This window comes from Neobacillus sp. 204, assembly GCF_046562815.1.
Classification (GTDB): domain Bacteria; phylum Bacillota; class Bacilli; order Bacillales; family Cytobacillaceae; genus Neobacillus.
In genome coordinates this window covers 115,479-131,124 of record NZ_JBJORY010000013.1, presented here as the reverse complement: position 1 = coordinate 131,124, position 15,646 = coordinate 115,479, and the positions used below count along the sequence as shown (strand labels likewise).

The 15,646-nt window shown below is 39.4% G+C and carries 11 protein-coding genes; 9 read left to right on the top strand and 2 right to left on the bottom strand.

Annotated elements, in window-relative coordinates; genetic code table 11:
- Nucleotides 1-300: 300 nt before the first annotated feature.
- Nucleotides 301-768 carry an SRPBCC family protein gene (locus tag ACJ004_RS23635; protein WP_410895583.1) on the top strand — a complete coding sequence of 156 codons (468 nt, stop codon included), beginning with the start codon at nt 301-303 and terminating at the stop codon, nt 766-768.
- 71 nt (nt 769-839) lie between these two features.
- Here ACJ004_RS23635 and ACJ004_RS23630 read toward each other — a convergent pair whose 3' ends face one another.
- Entirely contained in the window at nt 840-1,049 is a 210-nt protein-coding gene (locus ACJ004_RS23630) for a hypothetical protein (protein ID WP_410895582.1), read from the bottom strand.
- 344 nt (nt 1,050-1,393) lie between these two features.
- Between ACJ004_RS23630 and ACJ004_RS23625 the strand changes: the two genes are divergently transcribed.
- From ACJ004_RS23625 to ACJ004_RS23615, 3 genes are all read left to right on the top strand, one after another.
- Nucleotides 1,394-2,452, top strand: a complete 1,059-nt coding sequence (locus tag ACJ004_RS23625; protein WP_410895581.1) for a PrsW family glutamic-type intramembrane protease — start codon at nt 1,394-1,396, stop codon at nt 2,450-2,452.
- Nucleotides 2,453-2,872: 420 nt separating this feature from the next.
- The gene (locus ACJ004_RS23620) at nt 2,873-6,055 is read left to right on the top strand and encodes a glycoside hydrolase (RefSeq protein ID WP_410895580.1); all 3,183 of its coding nucleotides are present in this window, start codon (nt 2,873-2,875) and stop codon (nt 6,053-6,055) included.
- 364 nt (nt 6,056-6,419) lie between these two features.
- Nucleotides 6,420-7,451 (top strand): LacI family DNA-binding transcriptional regulator, encoded by a 1,032-nt coding sequence (locus tag ACJ004_RS23615; protein ID WP_410895579.1) that lies wholly within the window; start codon nt 6,420-6,422, stop codon nt 7,449-7,451.
- 140 nt (nt 7,452-7,591) lie between these two features.
- Here the strand turns inward: ACJ004_RS23615 and ACJ004_RS23610 are convergent, their stop codons facing one another.
- Nucleotides 7,592-9,421, bottom strand: a complete 1,830-nt coding sequence (locus ACJ004_RS23610) for a helix-turn-helix domain-containing protein (protein ID WP_410895578.1) — start codon at nt 9,419-9,421, stop codon at nt 7,592-7,594.
- Nucleotides 9,422-9,728: 307 nt separating this feature from the next.
- Here ACJ004_RS23610 and ACJ004_RS23605 point away from each other — a divergent pair, with 307 nt between their 5' ends.
- The 5 genes from ACJ004_RS23605 to ACJ004_RS23585 all read left to right on the top strand — a co-directional run bounded on the left by ACJ004_RS23605 (nt 9,729) and on the right by ACJ004_RS23585 (nt 15,636).
- Nucleotides 9,729-10,868, top strand: coding sequence for an acyl-CoA dehydrogenase (locus tag ACJ004_RS23605; protein WP_410895577.1), 1,140 nt, complete (start codon nt 9,729-9,731; stop codon nt 10,866-10,868).
- A gap of 46 nt (nt 10,869-10,914) precedes the next feature.
- The gene (acs, locus tag ACJ004_RS23600; RefSeq protein WP_410895576.1) at nt 10,915-12,879 is read left to right on the top strand and encodes an acetate--CoA ligase; all 1,965 of its coding nucleotides are present in this window, start codon (nt 10,915-10,917) and stop codon (nt 12,877-12,879) included.
- Nucleotides 12,880-13,091: 212 nt separating this feature from the next.
- Nucleotides 13,092-14,453 carry an acetyl-CoA carboxylase biotin carboxylase subunit gene (locus tag ACJ004_RS23595; protein ID WP_410895575.1) on the top strand — a complete coding sequence of 454 codons (1,362 nt, stop codon included), beginning with the start codon at nt 13,092-13,094 and terminating at the stop codon, nt 14,451-14,453.
- An 11-nt stretch (nt 14,454-14,464) separates the two neighbouring features.
- Entirely contained in the window at nt 14,465-14,677 is a 213-nt protein-coding gene (locus ACJ004_RS23590) for an acetyl-CoA carboxylase biotin carboxyl carrier protein subunit (RefSeq protein ID WP_410895574.1), read from the top strand.
- Between the two features lie 32 nt (nt 14,678-14,709).
- Nucleotides 14,710-15,636, top strand: a complete 927-nt coding sequence (locus tag ACJ004_RS23585; RefSeq protein ID WP_410895573.1) for a hydroxymethylglutaryl-CoA lyase — start codon at nt 14,710-14,712, stop codon at nt 15,634-15,636.
- Nucleotides 15,637-15,646: the final 10 nt, after the last annotated feature.

Genomic DNA, 15,646 nt, shown 5'->3' with positions numbered 1-15,646 from the left:
TAATCGAATAGGATGGGATCGTTCCAATGCGTAATAATGAAATCTTAAGGAGGGAACACATGTTAAGGGGAGAAAAGCCTGGAAATATTGTCATTCTTAACGGGACTTCAAGGCTGGGAAGTTGGTAGAATCAATGAATAAAGAAATACAAATGGATGGCATCGATCGCTTCGATGTCATTTTTGATCTTTATTAACATTCATTAATCCCTTTGAATACTAATAATTGATTGTAATGATTAATAAATTGGTAAAAGAGAAATCGATTTTTAATAATTGTGGTCAATAGGAGGGTGAAACAGTGAGAATTGAGTACGATTACACATTCGGATTGCCAAGGAACATTGTATGGAAATACATCAAGGATGAAACGGTGCTTCAGAACTCACTCCCTGGTTGTAAGTCTTTTTCAGAAGTGAGCAGTGGTGTGTACCGCGCTGAATTAGAGATTAAAATGGGTCCTATACAAGATCACTTTGCCCTTGAGATTCGACTTTATGAGAAGAAATTATCTTCATTAATTCAGTTACAAGTAAAAGGAACAGGTAAAATCGGAGATATTGCAGGTAATGCAGACCTTTATCTTAAAGATCAACAAGCGACCACCCCGCTAAAATGTATAATTGATGCAAAGGTAACTGGTGCACTTGCTTTGGCCGGTCAGCGGCTATTGGAGGACGGGGCTAATAAGGGGTTGGAGACATTTTTTCAAAAAGTAGAAAAGGATATAAAAAGACAACTTTATTATTTGAAACGAAAAGGAAGGTAATCTACCAACGGGTTTTGTCCATAAGTATACTTAAGTTAAGCCCTTCTCATTCGAGAGGGGCTTAATTCACCTTATCCAATACTTTCACGCCGTTTTTGCCTATTTCTCTGTAATTCCCCTTGTTTCCATATATATTTTTGCATATATAACTTTAATACGTCCTCTATTGTTTTTCCATTTCTTTCTACAACGTCCCGAAAATCGTCTCTAATATTTTCTGGAACGTTTATGCTTAATTGAACTGGTTTGACCTCTAATTTCCTTGCCCTTTCTTTTTTCATGAATAATACTCCCCTTTGCGTTTCATTCATAACAAGAATATTTTAAAGAAAATAAATATTTATAATATTCGATAGACGAATAGATTTTAACAAGTGAAAGCGAATACAACAAAGGGGAAATTAACGACAAATACCGACAATTTTTTTAAGGTAGAATTTTTTTACTTCCCACTAACTAGTCTTTAGACTCCGATAATTCAGGCATAAGCATTTATTCAAATAATTTACCTTTTATTGGGCATCCTTTTTTTGAGGATGTTTTTCTTGATAAAAAAAGATTTAATAAGTTGACCATTAAAGTCTTAGCAAAAAAGTAGACATGAAACCAATAGGGGTGAAGTTATTTGAAATGCCCGGAATGCGTATATTCCAATCCAGAAGGAGTGAGGTTCTGCTTAAACTGTGGTGAAAAGTTTATTAAAAATAACACACCAGGTGATGAAAATAGTTTTTTTTATGAGTTTGCCGATTATGTTAATATGGTTCCAAAAATTGAACGATCCATTGAGCCCAAATTTCAAAACATATTTTCGCGTGTTTTCCGTAATCATAGTGAACTGGAAGCGGAGCGGCTGTTTATCGTAGGAACGGCCCTTACGACACCTAAAATTACGGAAGTGAAAGACACATGGCCAAAACCTTGGCTTTTTGCCAGGGTGTTCATCATTGCGCTTCTTGCATTTGCAGGATTTTACATTGGTGTGAGTTATTTTGGAAATGTTAACTTTATACCTGGACTTGTTATTGTGGGTGCCTTTGCTGTTCCGTTTACGACGTTAATCTTCTTCTGGGAGATGAATGCCCCGCAAAATATTGCCTTTTATCGAGTTATTTATATCGTGTTGCTTGGCGGGATTCTTTCTATGTTAGTCGCACTCGTGTTTTTCGATATTTTGAAAAACAATATCAATCCGATTACGATTGGAATAATTGAGGAACTTGCTAAAGCGATAACGGTCATTTCATTTGTTCGTTACCGAAAATACAGATATATTCTAAACGGCCTTCTCATTGGTGCTGCAGTTGGAGCAGGTTTTGCAACGTTTGAAACGGCAGGGTATGCTCTAAGGGCACTGCTTTCTGGGGATAGCACAAATCTTTATAACACCATCCTATGGAGAGGGATTTTTGCTCCTGGAGGGCATGTTGCGTGGGCTGCTTTGACTGGTGCAGCTTTCTGCAGAGTCCAAGGGGAACAGCCATTTAACCTTAAGATGTTATTCCGTGTTAAATTTTTACGCGTCTTTTTGTTAGTGGTTGTGATGCATGCTTTATGGGACACCCCGATACAAGGAATGTTCCCCTATGGGCAATTTCTATTAATGGCAGCCTCCTGGATTGTTGTTTTACTGCTCATCCGAGCCGGACTTAAGGAAATAGCGAAAAGAAAATTAATGGTTTAAGAAGCAGGGGAGAGTTCTTCTGCTTCTTTTTTATGGTGAGGCCTAGAGACGACGAGGCTACCTGACCCTAAAATGAGCTGAATAGTCTTCGGAGTTCGCTAGTACGATTTTCCGTAGGAATAATGTACCAAAAGTTTACTTTTATATTGACAGTTTATATGGATGATTTTATATTTATAGTGAACAATTTTAAGAGTATTCAGAATTAACAGGCCACCATTCTTTAGCAAAAAAAGAAACCGGTTTCTATCTAATCAATCATCCGTATTTGGATTGTTGAACACAAAAATACTTCAAAAAAATAGATGATAGGAATTCATTTGGAAGAAAAAGAAACCGGTTTCTATTGAAAACTTTTGGGGAGGTGATTAGAAACTTTGCTGTTTGATTCTAGAAAAATAGTAAAAGGAGAATGCTAAAATGGTAAAAGCTAATTTTAAACAGATTGCTAAAAGGATAGCAACATGCGGATCGGCCACGGCCCTGACCCTTAGTCTGCTCGCACCTGCAGCACCTAAGACATTTGCCGCTGAAGAAACTCAATCGAATACCATAACAGAAACGGTGAAATTAGACCCAAGCTATCAACAGGCACCATTTAATGGTTGGGGAACAGCCCTTGTCTGGTTTGCCAATATTACAGGTGGCTGGCCGGATGAAGTCAAAAACCAATTAGCAGATGCACTTTATGGTAAGGATGGCCTTAATTTTAATATTGCTCGTTATAATATCGGCGGGGGTGATTCACCGGAAACCACTCCGTACATGCGTCTTGGCGGAGCGGTCCCAGGTTATTGGAATCGGCCTGCTGAGTTTGGGCCGCCAAATGGGAACACAGAAGGCTGGACAGAGCCGAATAATTGGTGGGACCCTAATAATCCTGATCATTGGAACTGGAACGCTGATGGCAACCAGCGCTGGTGGCTGACGGCAGCTAAGTCTCGAGGGGCAGATACGTTTGAAGCTTTTTCAAACTCGGCACCATACTTTATGACTCAAAGCGGATACGTATCCGGCAACTGGAATTCTAATAATGATAACCTTAAGCCGGATCAATACACGAATTTTGCCAGCTATTTAACAGAAGTTGTAAACCATCTGCAGCAAGAAACAGGCATTCAATTTAAAACGCTTTCACCGGTAAATGAACCGAATACTAACTACTGGGGGGCCAAGGGCAGACAAGAAGGATCACACTGGACCCCTGCATCACAAGCGAAAATGATCGATGAAGTGAAAAAGCAATTAACCGAAAAAGGATTGGAAACCGTTGTATCGGCAATGGATGAAACCAATCCATCAACATTCCGTAAAGATTGGGATGCGTATAATACAGACACCCGCAACAATATTGGCCAGCTAAATGTACATACCTACGGGACAGGAGAAAGAATTGGTGCCAGAGATATTGCCAAAGCGGCCGGAAAAAGATTGTGGATGTCGGAAGTGGACCTAAGTGTCGGCGGCCAGAATCATGAGGACATTATGCCAGGGCTTGCCATATCGGAAAGAATTCAGGCGGATATCCAACAGCTCGAGCCGGAGGCATGGGTACTTTGGCAAGCAGTGGAAGATGAGGTAAACATGAGGCCTGAGAATGAGAATGGCAACTGGGGTCTAATGCAGGTTGACTTTACAGCAGATGATTTCAGTAATTTTAAAATCTACAAAAATAAAAAGTACTACGCAGTGGGCAACTACAGTAAATTTATCCGCCCTGGTGATAAGTTTATTAATTCAAATAACAAAAATACCTTGGCAGCTATTAATTCAAAAGATGACTCCGCTGTTATCGTTTATACCAATTCATCTACGGAATCAAAAGCAGTCGACTTCGACTTTTCTGGATTTGAAACGGTAAATGAAACAGCCACGGCAACACCATATACAACATCTGCGACCGATAATTTGCAGAAAAAAGAAGACATCAAGGTAAAGGACGAAAAATTAGCAGCGGTGGTTCCAGCACAATCGATTACGACCTTCGTCGTATCCGGTGTTTCTGGTGTCGACAAGGATGCTGGTTTCTTAAATAATCAAGATAAATACAAAGTAAGCAATCAAAATAGTGGCAAGGTACTGGATATCACTCAGGATGGCAAGATTGTGCAAAAAACTTATGACCGTGATAAAGCCGCCCAGCAGTGGAGCATTCAAAAAGTAACCAAGGGATACAGCTCAAAGGAATTGTATAAAATCGTCGACACTAATAGTGGTAAAGTAATAGGTATAGAAAATGGGTCAGCTGTAGAACAAGCGGATCAAAATACAGCTAGCCAAAAGTGGATGGTATCGACCTCCGGTAATCAACAATACACGTTCATTAACGCAGCAAATGGTCAGATGCTGGAAGTTGGCGGTGCGTCCACAAAAGAAGATGCAGGTGTTGATGTATGGTCAGCGAACTCTGGAAAGAATCAGACCTGGATCATAAATAAGGCTGGAATTGTAGAAATTGAGCCTGCTAATGTAGTCGTCACCAAGAAAAAAATCGCACCCGAAATGCCGCAAGAGGTTACCACGATTTACGGTGATGGGGAAAGAGTACAGAAAGCCGTCCAATGGGAGCCGATTGACCCTGAACAATATGACAGAGAAACCACTTTTACCGCGAGGGGTACAGTAGAAGGAACGAACATCCCAGCTGTCGTAAATGTAACCGTCAGCAAGGTGGAAAGTGTCGAACCTATTAAGGTGAAAACCGTTCCAGGGAAAGAACCGGTACTGCCGGAATTTGTTTCTGCTAAACTTGAAAATGGTACGGAAGGAAACGTTCGTGTGGATTGGGAACCAATTGACCCAAGCAAGTTTGAAAATCTAGGCAAATTTACAGTCAAAGGCTCGATTCCGTATAGTTCGGTTAAAGTAACTGCCAATGTGCAAGTCACCAAACCGGCATTGCAGAACATCGCGTTAAATCTTCCGGGCTCTGGCAAGGAGTTTCCAAAGGCAAGCGCTTCCTTTACTGGACAGTATGACAAGGCAACCAATGTCAACGATGGCGATATCTCTTCGGTTCGTTGGACGAATTGGGATCCTAACAGCTGGAGACCAGAAGATTCAGTAGCCCTTGATTTTGGTAGTGAGGATACCATATCTAAAGTCGATTTCTATTTTTATGATGATGGTGGCGGTACGAGACCACCGGAATCTCTACATCTTGAGTACTGGGATGGGGCCAATTGGAAGGCCATCGACGGTACCCAATTAGATGTGAATGCGACAAAAGACTTAACGGTGAACTTTGCACCAGTAACCACATCAAAAATTCGAGTGGTGATGAAGGCGATGCCAAAAACATGCATTGCGATTTCGGAAATGGAGGTATTTGGAAAAGGAGATGTCATCAAGGCTGGCCCAAGCATCGGCGATGATGCCACGCTTGAGAGTATCTTAATCGATGGAAAGCCGCTAACTGATTTCCAACCAAACCAATTTACTTATGATGTGAAGGATAAAGCATCGAAATCTCCAGTTGTTTCAGCAGTAACTAACGACTTATTTGCCTCCTATCAGGTATCTGAAAAAGAGGACGCTGCTGTGATTAGGGTAAAATCGGAGGATGGACTCCGGGTGGAAACCTATACGGTTAATTTTAGATAAATCCATTGGTCATAGTTGAGGATGCAAAAATCCTCAACTATGACTTTTTATAGCTATATTTTCCCCAATAGCCACGTTGACCCTCTCAACTACCATTTTCCTATTTAAATAGATTGACAATCGGAAGAAAGAAATTTAGGATAAAACCAATTTCAATATATCGGTTTATTTTTTTTAAGGCTCTTTTCGTAAACTTTGTTGCTTTAGGAGCTTTTTAAGGGTCATTTACTAAGTTCCTGGGCAATTTTCGCAAATGTTCTTACGAAAAGATGCCACGAAGCATATAGTTTTACGGGTTGATTAACTTATACCAAAAACAACAATCTATGCGAAAATAGCCTTTTTTAAGAAGGGAGGGCTTCAGTTGGAAAAAAAAACATTTACCATCTACGATATTGCCGATGCCACAAACGTATCTCCGGCCACCGTATCACGGGTCCTAAATGGCAATTATCCTGTCAGCAAGAAAACAAAAGAGAAGGTATTGGCGAAAATACAGGAATATAATTTCCAGCCAAACAGTATTGCAAGAAGCTTGTCAAAAAAAGAAACAAAGATGATTGGGCTGATTTTACCAGACATCACGAATCCATTCTTTTCAAGCTTCTGCATGGAATTGGAAAAATACGCTCAAAAAAAGGGCTATACGATTTTCTTATGCAATTCAATGAACGATAGTGAGATGGAGTCGGTTTACCTAAAGGTTCTCTCGGAACGTCAGGTCGAAGGGATCATCATGATGGGCGGCCGGATAAATAAATCGGTAACGGTAGCAGAAGAGGCTGCCGAGGTGCTGGAGGTTATGAACAAGATTCCTGTTTTGATGGTCAATGGAGAGATGTCGGGCGTCGATTGTTATCGAGTGAGATCCGATGAGCAGTTTGGTATGAAGATGATTGTGGAGCACTTAGTCCAAATGGGTCACAAAAACATTGGCTTGCTGGGAGGAAAGCAGGGGATTACTTCGACCGATATCAAAGTAGAGGGGTTCAGGAAGCTACTAATGGAAAATGGTCTGGTTTATCAACCTGAATGGCATATATACAGCGGTTTTTCAGTAGGAAGCGGACAAAAGGCAATGAACCTGCTGCTAGAAAACAAAGAGTTGCCAACGGCCATTATTTGTATGAATGATATGATTGCTTCCGGTGCTTTAGTTGAATGCAATCACCAAAATATCGATCCCAAGAAATTTGCCTTTGTGGGCTATGATGATTCGTTTGTCGCCGATATCTTGACGCCGAGCCTTACCTCCATTAACCATGACTACGAAAAACTCGGAACGGTGGCACTAGATTTAATTATTAACGCAAAAAATGAGCAAGAAGTACTGGTGGAGACAAAAGAAGTAACCATTGAACCCTTTCTCACCATAAGGAACTCGACTGCGAGATGACAACCAAGCCGTATGTACAAGAATAGGCTGCCTCATTGCAAAAGAATTTGGAATGAAGGCAGCCTTGAAGGTGTTTAATATGTGTTTTATTTCGCGAATTAAATTCAACCTGGGATAAGTTCATTTAGCAGTTATTATTTTTAGCTTTTGCTTTTCTGTAATGTATCTTTAGCCTTTAAACATTGATAAATATTGATTGCTAAATGAATATTAAATAATGGTTGACTATCATTCAAGTCCATTAATAGAATTTCCCCAATTCGCTTTAAACGATAGCTTAAGGTATTAGTGTGAATATGTAAAGAATCAGCCGTTTTCTTTATGTTCTGATTTTGGTCTAAATAAACAATCAGAGTGCTTAACAATTCGCCTTTTCTAGATTGTTCATATTCAATAAGTGGACCTAATACTTCATGAATAAAATCGTTCAATTCTTCCTTTGAGTTTTGTAAAATAAACCTCTGAACGCCAAGGTCTGTATAACTCAGGACTCTATGATCAAAAAGATAGTTTTTGAGAAACTTTATGCACTTTGTCGCTTCTACAAATGACTCATGGACAAAAGTAAGCCCTTGCTTAATTCTTCCAATGCCAATCGATACGTCTATCTCTCTATATTTATTTGTAATCTCAAGCTGTAAATTTATTGTAAGTTCTTTTACTTCGGCAACAATATTGGACGAAGAAACTCTTGAATGAAAGGATAGAAGAGCAACAATTTGATTTTCAACCCTTACTGCCATTACTTGAGAGTTCCTCCCAAGTAATGTGATATTGGCCATATGAAGTAAATTCCTTAAAACGTGTTCGCCTAAAACCTTTTTCTCGTTTAATTTATCTTCAAAATTAATAATAATGGCAACATAGGTCCGGTTAGGGTCAAAATTTAAATTCTTTGCTTTCTGAATGAGTGCTTCATCCATCTGTCCTGAAAAAAGCTTCGTCACGAATTCCCCTCTTAAACGCTGCTGTGTTTCAAAAATAGCTTGTTCTTTTACCAGTTCAAGTGAAATGATCGTACAAGCATGTTCAAGAGCAGCGATTTCCACCTCACTCATTTTTTGTTTAGAAAGGATTATTAGCCCGCCTAGAGACTTTAGTTTAGATCCAAGTGATAATACAACTATTTGATAAGTTTCATCATTTAATGTTATATCGGAAACGGTATGTGAATTTTCAAGTGTTAGGATAATTTGTTTGGTGTATTGTGTAATATACTCGGTCATCTCTACAGAAAATGAGGAATGGCAGGCAGAAGCCCTAAGTTCTCCTATTTCATTAAAGAGAAACATATGCTGTCCAATTGTTTTATGTATAAAATTCATAATTGATTGAATTCCTTCACCATTTACAACAAGATTGGCTAAGTTCCTATGTATTTCTATTGAATGGGAAAGCATCCGAACTGTATTTTCCTTTTCATAATATAGACTGGATTTTTCCAAGGCAATCGCTGCTTGGTGGCCAATCGCTTCCAATAGATTAATATCCTCTTGCTTAAACTGCAAAGATTGTTCAAAAGAGTCCAATGTAATCACGCCAATACATTTTCCCTTTTGTAAAATAGGTGAAGAAATGACGGATGTAAAATGAAAATTACTCGGAATAGCCCGATCCAATAAATCTCTGTTATATGGAGTTAATGTAGAAAGTGCTTGTTTAATTTCTACCTCATCCCAAAAAATGAGACATTTTTTTGAAGCAAAAGAAATCCCAGTCATGGATTCACCGCTAGCTAGTTTAATTTGCCTAAAAATATGTGGATAAAATAATCCTTGAGCGGATTTTGCGATTAGTCGATTCTGGTTTTTGTCAAAAATCCAAATAGAGCCTCCTCCAGCAGCTTCAACGACAGATATCGTTTCATTCATGATTGAATCAAAGATGGTATCAATATCTAATTTGGAATTAATAACGTTGGACACTTGGATTAAGGACTTTAGTTGTCTATGAGTTAATGTATCTTGCATCTTTCATCATCCTTACTCTATGAAATTTATTATTTTACATATCAATCTATTTTTGTGTTTTTTGTGTAAAACACACAAATTTTTCATAATAATATTCATGGAAATGTACATAGCATTATATTTCTAAATAGTTTTATTATTATTATTATAAGAAAGTTATAAAAATAATGAAAGGGGGTCAGTACATAGAGATTTAGTGAAAGGTTTGATATTTGTTACGAAAAAAGGCTAATTATGAGTAATTTTGTTGTAAAATATTTTTTTTACCAAAAAATAATCAAAATATTTAGAAAGGGGTTGCAAATAAATGAATTTTGATTTAACGAAAGAACAAGAGATGATACGCAAATTAATTCGAGATTTTGCTGATGCAGAAGTTGCTCCTGGAGCAGATGAACGTGATCGAACTGGGGAATTCCCTAAAGAAATTTTTTCAAAACTAGCAGAGCTAGGAGTCATGGGACTGCCTTTCCCTGAACAATACGGGGGAGGTGAAGCTGACACTGTCAGTTTTGCAATTGTTGTTGAAGAACTTAGTCGTGTTTGCGCATCAACAGGAATTACATATTCAGCCCATATTTCATTAGGGGGGGCCCCTCTTAATTTATTTGGTACGGACGAACAAAAAGAGAAATACTTAACACCAATTTGTACTGGAGAGTCTTTCGGAGCATTTGGTTTGACTGAACCGAATGCAGGCTCCGATGCAGGGGGAACCCAAACAACTGCAGTTCTTGATGGCGATGAGTGGGTCATTAACGGCTCAAAATGTTTTATTACAAATGCAAGCTATTCCAATCACCTTGCAGTGACAGCGGTTACAGACCGTTCAAAAGGGATCAACGGCATCACAGCATTTATTGTTCCTACTAATACTCCAGGATTCACTGTAATCGACAACTATGAAAAAATGGGTTTGCATGCCTCAAATACTACAGAACTGATCATGGAGAATGTAAGAGTTCCAAAAGAAAATCTGCTGGGAACAGATGGAAACGGTTACAAACAATTTTTAGCTACTCTTGATGGCGGAAGAATTGGAATCGCAGCTATGGCTGTAGGTATTGCTCAAGGTGCTTATGAAAAATCTCTTCAATATGCGAAGGAAAGAAAACAGTTTGGAAAGAGTTTATCCAACTTCCAAGCAATCCAATTTAAATTAGCTGACATGGCAATGAATATCGAATTAGCCCGGAATATGGTTTTTAAAGCAGCTTGGTTAAAGGATCAAGGACGAGCATTTAAGAAGGAAGCGGCATATGCGAAATTATTTGCTTCGGAAATATGCATGCGTGCATGTGATCAAGCCGTACAAATTCATGGTGGATATGGATATATGAAGGAATACCAAGTTGAACGATTCTTCCGTGATGCAAAACTTTTGGAAATTGGTGAAGGAACCTCTGAAGTTCAACGAATGGTTATTGCCAAGCAAATTGGATGTTAAAGAATTTTTATAATAAATAAATAAAAATTGTTAAAGGAGCAATTACATGGATATCAGTGGAATTTTACAAGTCGTTTCAAATAGCAAACTCGTTTATCCAGATCAAGAAAAAGTGCGTTCAACCTCCATTGGGAGCAGCGAAGCTTTTCAAGAACTTCTTAAACAATCCCAAGAAGATCCTGCTGCCTTTTGGGATCGTGCAGCCCGTGAACTTGTTTGGTATGAACCATGGAATGAAACCATTAGTGGACAACTCCCTGATTTTCGCTTCTTTGCCGGCGGCATTAGTAACCCGAGTGTAAATTTACTTGATCGGCATATAGAAAACGGGGCAGGAAACCGGACCGCTCTCATTTGGGAGGGTGAAAACGGGGACACCAAATTTTATACTTATAATATGCTTCTTGCTGAAGTAAATCGATTTGCAAATGTTCTTAAATCATTTGGTGTAAAAAAAGGTGATTGTGTAGCTATTTATCTTCCAAATCTGGCCGAAGCCTTTATTGCCGTTTTAGCTTGTTTTCGCATTGGTGCTATTTACAATACGATTTTCTCAGGTTATTCCGAAAAATCATTGACAGACCGACTCATCAGTTTTGAACCAAAAGTATTGGTCACTGCAGATGGAACGCAACGCCGGGGTAAAGTCATTCCTTTAAAAGAAAAAGTTGATAATGTTGTACCATCTATTCCATCTGTCGAAGCAGTTATTGTTGTAGACCGATTAGGTTTAGAGGTTCAAATGAACGAAGGCCGGGATTATTGGTGGCATGAGCAGACAAAAGTGGCAAGTATCGTTTGTGAACCTGAGAGAATAGAAGCTAATGAGAGCGGTATTGTGTTTTATACAAGTGGTACGACTGGTAAACCAAAAGGTGTCGTGCATTCAGGTATGGCTTTTGTCACTCAAAATTACACATATGCCAAGTATCATATGGATCACCATAATGACGATGTTTTTTGGTGTACCGCGGATATCGGCTGGTTAACAATGCATATTTGGGGGATTACAGGTGCCTTAGCGAATGGTGTAACAACCGTTGTCTTTGAAGGGGCAGTTGATTATCCAACAAAAGACCGTTTCTATCAAATCATTGAAAAATACAGGGTGAATAAACTGTTTACTGCCCCAACAGCATTAAGAATGTTAAAAAGTATGGGAGAAAAGGCATTAGAGAAATTTGATCTATCTTGCCTCGATGTCATTTCCCTTGTTGGAGAACCATTCGATCCGGAAACTTGGCATTGGACATATGAAGTTCTAGGAAAGAAGAAGGTATATATCAATAATACTTGGGGTCAAACCGAAACAGCGGGATCGCCTATAGCTGGAGCAGCTTGGCTAACGCCAATGAAACCGGGCTCCTCAGGTACTCCATTTTTAGGTGCGATTATGGATATAGTTGATGAAGAAGGCAATCCAGTTAAACCTGGTAAGTTAGGAAATCTGGTTATTAGAAAACCATTTCCTATGCTATGCCGGACACTTTGGAAAGAACCAGAGCGATATTACGGATCCTATTTTAGCCAAGTGGATGGCTGCTATTATGCCAGCGACCTGGCATTAATAGATGATGATGGATATTTATGGGTAGTTGGCCGTTCAGATGACGCATTTAATGTAGCCGGACACCGCTTAAGTACAATGGAGATGGAAAGCGCTGTACTTGAATGTGAGGGTGTCACTGAAAGCGCTATCATTGGAATTCCTGATGAAATAAAAGGAGAAGTTCCGCTCGTATTTGTCCGTCTGGCTGATGGCTATAAAGGAACCGAAGAATTGAAACAACAAATAAATAATCGGATAATTCAACAAATTGGTAAGATTGCAGTTCCAAAATCAATTATTTTTACTGATATGTTGCCGAAAACAGTCAGCGGAAAAATCATGCGCCGCTTATTAAAGGAAATTGTTGTATCAGGAAAGGTTAACGGCGACATTACAGGACTAGAAGATCCGGAGGCCGTTGCACAAATACAAAAAATAGTTGCTGAAAAATCTTCAGTTTAATAGTTATTAATGAGAACGAGTCATTTGTCAGGAAAATGATCGGCAAATGACTGGTTCCACCCACTAGATTAGGAGTTAAAGATAATCGTAAAGAATGTTGCAAAATTAATAATTAGATTTTTACATATTTCCTTAATGGTAACAGGTTAAGCTTTGTAACGATGCCGATGAGTTTGAACTTACTTAATTAGAAGATAGAAAGGGTGGAAGGGATGTTGAAAAAAGTTTTAATTGCTAATCGTGGCGAAATTGCTGTTCGTGTAATCCGTACATGCAAGGCCTTAGGGATTACAACGATTGGAGTTTACTCAGAAGCTGATGCGGATGCTCCCCATGTAAAAATGGCAGATGAGGCCTATTTAATCGGAGGTTCCCGCGTAGCAGAAAGCTATTTAAATATCAATAAAATTCTAGAGGTCGCTCAGCTTTCAGAAGCGGAGGCTATCCACCCGGGATATGGCTTGCTATCTGAAAATACTGACTTTGCCCGCCGTTGTGAGGAAGCAGGCCTTATATTCATCGGCCCTTCCCCAGAGGTTATTTCTAAAATGGGAAGTAAGATTGAATCACGCAAAGCGATGGAGGAAGCAGGTGTTCCTGTCGTTCCAGGGATTACCTACCCACTGGCAGATGCAGAGGAAGCGGTAGAAGTGGCGGATCGCATCGGTTATCCCGTTATGCTAAAAGCCTCCGCTGGGGGTGGCGGAATTGGAATGCAAGTGGTCCATAACGGAGATGAAATCCGAAAGGCATTTGAGGGGAACCAAAAGCGGGCTACTGATTTCTTTGGCGATGGAGCAATGTATATTGAAAAATTTGTTGAAAATCCAAGACATATTGAGATTCAAATCTTGGCAGACGGTTTTGGAAATACAGTTTACCTTTGGGAACGTGAATGTTCGATCCAGCGCCGTCATCAAAAAGTCGTAGAGGAAGCCCCCTCATCGTTTATTACTGAAATAACTCGTACCAAAATGGGGGAGGCTGCAGTAAAAGCGGCAAAATCAATCGGGTATAAAAATGCAGGAACAATCGAGTTCTTAGTTGATGAAAAGCAAAATTTCTATTTTCTTGAAATGAATACCCGTTTGCAAGTAGAGCATCCGGTTACGGAAGAAATTACAGGTTTGGACTTAGTTGAACAACAATTGCAAATTGCTGCAGGTGAAGTTCTGAAATTTTCTCAAGAAGACGTAAAACGTGAGGGGCATGCAATTGAGGTTAGAATCTATGCAGAAGATCCCAAAACATTTTTCCCATCACCTGGAAAAATAACGAAATTAGAGTTGCCGAACGGACCTGGAGTTCGACATGAATTAGCCATTCACGGTCAATCCGTAGTCACTCCTTTTTATGATCCAATGATTGCTAAGCTTGTTGTCAAAGGCAGCAATCGTGAAGAGGCAATAAATCGTCTGCAAGATGCACTAGCTGATTATCATATTGAAGGTATTAAAACAAATATCACAATGCTGCAAGAGGTTATTGCCCACTCGGCATTCCAATCAGGTGATACGACAACAGACTTTGTTAACAAGTATTTAAAAACTAAAAAAGCAAAAAACGTAAAATAGGAGGAATCATCATGAGTGAAGTAATCGCAGTCATGGCAGGAAGTGTATGGAAGGTATTAGTTAAAGCTGGAGATCAGGTAGAAGAGGGTCAAGATGTAGTGATTTTGGAATCGATGAAAATGGAAATTCCTATTGCAGCTGAATTCGATGGAACGGTGAAAGAAGTGAAAGTGAATGAAGGCGACTTTGTTAATGAAGGCGACGTCATTGTAGAAATTGAATAAAGCCTGGATAAAGGTGGAAAGGAGATGGAACAATGAAGTGGCCGGAAGGTGTAACGATTAAAGAGGTTGGTCCTCGTGATGGATTACAAAACGAAAAGGCTTTCATTTCAACAGAAGATAAAATCGCTTGGATTAATCAATTGTCCGAAAGTGGACTAAAACATATCGAGATTACCTCTTTTGTTAATCCAAAATGGATTCCCGCACTTTCAGATGCAGTTGCCGTTGCTGCTGGCATTACAAAAGTGCCTGGTGTCACTTATACAGCACTCGTTCCCAACCTTCAAGGTTTGGAACGAGCATTTAAAGCGAACATTGATGAAGTAGCAGTGTTTATGTCAGCAAGCGAAACACATAACCTAAAAAATATTAATAAAACTATTGGTGAGACTTTCCCTGTGTTAAGAGATTTGGTCAGAGACACAATTTCGGCAGGAAAATTAAGCAGAGGTTATGTTTCGACCGTTTTTGGCTGTCCTTATGAAGGGGATGTTGATATCGATGCGGTCATAAGAGTGTCCGAAACATTATTTGACATGGGTATTGCAGAGCTGTCTCTCGGGGATACAATCGGTGTGGCAAATCCAAAGCAAGTCCAAGAAGTTTTGGAAGTTTTATTAAAAAGATTTCCAGCCGATAAATTAGCAATGCATTTTCATGATACACGAGGAACCGCTTTGGCCAACATCATCGTATCGTTAGAAATGGGGATTACCATTTTTGATTCTTCCCTTGGCGGCTTAGGAGGATGTCCTTATGCGCCTGGAGCATCCGGAAACGTGGCAACAGACGATTTACTCTATATGCTTCACGGGATGGGAATTCACACTGGAGCTGATCAGCAAAAGCTCACTTCTGCATCCCAATTCATTCAGGAGAAGATTGGAAGACCTTTACCGAGTAAAAGTCTTCAGGCCGCTAGCTCTCAACTAGGTGGAAAGCTTGGAAATATCGTGTAAGAAAGGTGAG

Coding starts and splice junctions, on each gene's coding strand:
- ACJ004_RS23590 (WP_410895574.1), top strand. CDS start 14,465: ATGAGTGAAGTAATCGCAGTCATGGCAGGAAGTGTATGGAAGGTATTA.
- ACJ004_RS23610 (WP_410895578.1), bottom strand. CDS start 9,421: ATGCAAGATACATTAACTCATAGACAACTAAAGTCCTTAATCCAAGTG.
- ACJ004_RS23595 (WP_410895575.1), top strand. CDS start 13,092: ATGTTGAAAAAAGTTTTAATTGCTAATCGTGGCGAAATTGCTGTTCGT.
- ACJ004_RS23605 (WP_410895577.1), top strand. CDS start 9,729: ATGAATTTTGATTTAACGAAAGAACAAGAGATGATACGCAAATTAATT.
- acs (WP_410895576.1), top strand. CDS start 10,915: ATGGATATCAGTGGAATTTTACAAGTCGTTTCAAATAGCAAACTCGTT.
- ACJ004_RS23585 (WP_410895573.1), top strand. CDS start 14,710: ATGAAGTGGCCGGAAGGTGTAACGATTAAAGAGGTTGGTCCTCGTGAT.
- ACJ004_RS23620 (WP_410895580.1), top strand. CDS start 2,873: ATGGTAAAAGCTAATTTTAAACAGATTGCTAAAAGGATAGCAACATGC.
- ACJ004_RS23630 (WP_410895582.1), bottom strand. CDS start 1,049: ATGAAAAAAGAAAGGGCAAGGAAATTAGAGGTCAAACCAGTTCAATTA.